This is a genomic window from Cedecea sp. B1(4), from assembly GCF_059414925.1.
Window position 1 is genome coordinate 1 of record NZ_JCAHMZ010000051.1, and the last position, 387, is coordinate 387.

General features: G+C 57.4%; 1 protein-coding gene. It reads left to right on the plus strand.

What is annotated here, in order from left to right; genetic code table 11:
• The coding region (locus ACR6JA_RS22090; protein ID WP_317779695.1) for a DUF3330 domain-containing protein at positions 1–313 on the plus strand (313 nt) is incomplete at its 5' end.
• Between the last annotated feature and the right edge of the window lie 74 nt (positions 314–387).

The window sequence follows — 387 nt, forward strand, 5'->3', positions numbered from 1 at the left end:
TGATCTATTGCGACAAGCGGACTGCGACACAGGACAAGGCTTCCTGTTCGCGAAGCCAATGCCGGCGGCGGCATTCGCCGTCTTCGTCAGTCAATGGAGGGGTGCCACCATGAATGCAAGTGACTCGACCACCACCAGTTGCTGCGTGTGCTGCAAGGAAATCCCGCTCGATGCCGCCTTCACCCCGGAAGGCGCGGAATACGTCGAGCACTTCTGCGGGTTGGAGTGTTATCAACGCTTCGAAGCGCGTGCCAAGACAGGGAACGAAACCGATGCCGATCCGAACGCCTGCGACTCGCTACCGTCAGATTGAGGCATACCCTAACTTGGCGTCAGACCATCCGGCGCTAAATCGTCAGAATAGAGTTGCCTTCCGAATTGATTGAC